Genomic DNA, 2566 nt, shown 5'->3' with positions numbered 1-2566 from the left:
ACCGGGTGCGATTTGATCCCCGTGTACATCACACGGATTTTCCCGGCATCAGCACTACGCTGCAACATCCACTCGGACAGGTGGCGCGTACTGACCACGTTCATGTCCAGCGCGTCCTGGTAGCCGACGCCGAATCGCGGATGCCCGCCGTTGAGCCAATGCATTTCCTCGGTATGACTCAAGTCCAGGAACGTCGTCTTTGGCGCCTGTGTACGCAAGTAAGGAAGAAGCTGATAACCCAGCGTACTGCCGGCCACCACCACTGTATCTATCTGCCTGGAGGCAATGAGATACAACAGGAACCGTGGAAAATCAGAAAGAGAAAGTATATTCGGCAGAATGAAGATATCCGCCGTCAGTTCCGCAAACCTGTCCTGCCACTTGTGATCAGCCTCAAGCGTAGCGCAGACCGTCACATCGGTCCCGCCCGCAACCAGCCCTTGAATGAGATCAATATTGACGCGATCAGCCCCGCCCTCAACCATCCAGGGCAGTAAAAACATCACTCTTCTTCCGCGCGCATTGCCTTTCAACGGATTATCGAATGCAGCGCCTTCCGGCAACGTTTCATAGGCTGAGGGATAACGCCGCTGGGGGCTGGGAATAGGCTTGAGCGGCATTAAGGGCGGGGCTTCAACGCCGTGGCGTGACACTGCCTCGCCGAACGTCTGCAGGAACTCGGCAATGGTAAAGCCCCAGTGACCGGCATCTGCCAAGCGAGCTAGGAGTGATGTGGGGTCGCTTCCGTCAGCCAAGAGCGGAATTTCTTCTGCCACCTGCAAGATGGCAGACTTGCGAACAACAATGCCTCTCACTTTGACATCAGGGTGCTCGAGATAATATTTACCCTGACTCAAGCTGTGCCGCACTGGCGCGCCAGATTCACCCGTCAGCGTGCCGAAGGAATTGCAGAAGGCAAACTCGGGGTTTGATTCAAGACACCAGATGCCCTTCTCGATAAACGTCGGATCGAACACCGTCGCAGCATCGGCCAGAACTACATATTTTGGATATGCCCAGATCTCATTAGCATAAGTGCATCCTGCGCGATCGAGCACTTGCACACGCTTATCGACGGCTATTGCCTCCAGAAACTCAGCGTCGAATTGCAGCGTATCGCCTCCATTGATGCAAATCAGCCATTGCCAGGCCTGGAATGTCTGACAAAGCAGTGACCGGTGCAGATTCGAAAGATCAGAGAGCGCAGGGTTCGCACAGCTAACGACAAGGACGTCAGCTTGCTCGAGTGTCCCATTCAATCCGTTTATTGACTCGTATCTGTTGGTCATTTCACCTGCACCAGCGCCTGGACTAGCAGCAAGCTGCACAGAGTTCGACATAAAATAATTATTTCCCTGCGCCAAAACGCTGAAGACTTCTCAAAAACTTAACCCCGACAAGCAATTCATCACGCAACCGCAGGAACGGCTTATCGACTAACGTATAGGTCAGATCACAACAGCCAAGTCACCAACTGCGAAGCCTGCGCACCACCTTTCCAGCAAAATTGCGCAGCAGGTTGCCGGTAACGGCCTTCGGCGCGACAGGGGCCAAGGCTTTCGGGTTGAAAAATTCCTCCTGCCCCGTGAGCGCGATGAAATCCAGATAAGTGAAACCGTGGATAGCTTCGATCTCCGCGCGCTCTTCGGCGCTGTTCATCAACTGATACAAAAGCTCAACACCAAACAACCTTGTACCAGGGCAGCCGCCAATCTCGATTGCAAACATGGCCAGCAAGTAACCGCTATTGGCCCCTTTGGGTGTTACCCATTTTTCACTTTCAGGAAACGCTTCGAGAATGTCATTCAGTGGCATGCCGACGTAGTGTTTCTTCTGCAAGTACCATTCGAGCCACATACGCGCGCGCCTGTCGGGCCTCTCCCCGCTCTCATTGGACTGATCCGAGAAAATCCGGTGCAAAGTCAATCGCTCTTGAACTACGTGGATGTCAGTTATCTTGAGTAACCGAGTCCACATTTCTGCGTCATCTGTCTGCGCGTGCGCACTTCTATACAAGCCGGCTTGTTCATAAACGCTGCGCCGAACCAATGCACTTGGGTGACACAACTGGTTCTCATTGAAGAACAGCGAACGCAACCAAGCCGTCCGTGGCTTATTCGGCTGATTGAACCATTCGACGACGAGTGGTTGATTGCTCTCATCAATGCATTGAACATGCGAAAATACAGCACCTATGCTGGGATTTTCTTCCAGCACTGCTACCTGTTTTTCAAGCTTATCCAGTTCCCAAGCATCGTCCGAGTGATGAATGGCGATATATTCACCAGTACTTTGTGACTCAATAGCGCGATTAATGTTGTAAATATAACGGCGCGTTCTGTCATTCTGAATCCTGAGGATTCTCGGGTCCTTATAAGTTTCGATAACTGCCCAAGAACCATCTGGAGAAACGTCATCTACAATTATTAGCTCCCAATCAGTAAACGTTTGATTGATAACCGACTCGATCGCCTGCCCAATAAACTTTTCATGATTATAGGAGGTAAGAACAACTGAAACTTTCGCCACGTTACGCTCCATTACGCTTATTAATAATACACAGCAC

The 2566-nt window shown here is 51.6% G+C and carries 2 protein-coding genes; both read right to left on the bottom strand.

Annotated elements, in window-relative coordinates:
- Positions 1-1289: glycosyltransferase (locus J5M66_RS26420; protein WP_347709598.1), on the bottom strand; the 1289-nt coding region annotated here is incomplete at its 3' end.
- Positions 1290-1467: 178 nt separating this feature from the next.
- The coding region (locus tag J5M66_RS26415) for a glycosyltransferase family 2 protein (protein WP_243433551.1) at positions 1468-2566 on the bottom strand (1099 nt) is incomplete at its 5' end.

Origin of the sequence: Pseudomonas sp. 67(2021), assembly GCF_017491835.1 — a bacterium.
GTDB classification, from domain to species: domain Bacteria; phylum Pseudomonadota; class Gammaproteobacteria; order Pseudomonadales; family Pseudomonadaceae; genus Aquipseudomonas; species Aquipseudomonas atacamensis.
Note: the sequence above shows the minus strand (reverse complement) of the source record. Positions and strands in the feature narration are given on the sequence as shown.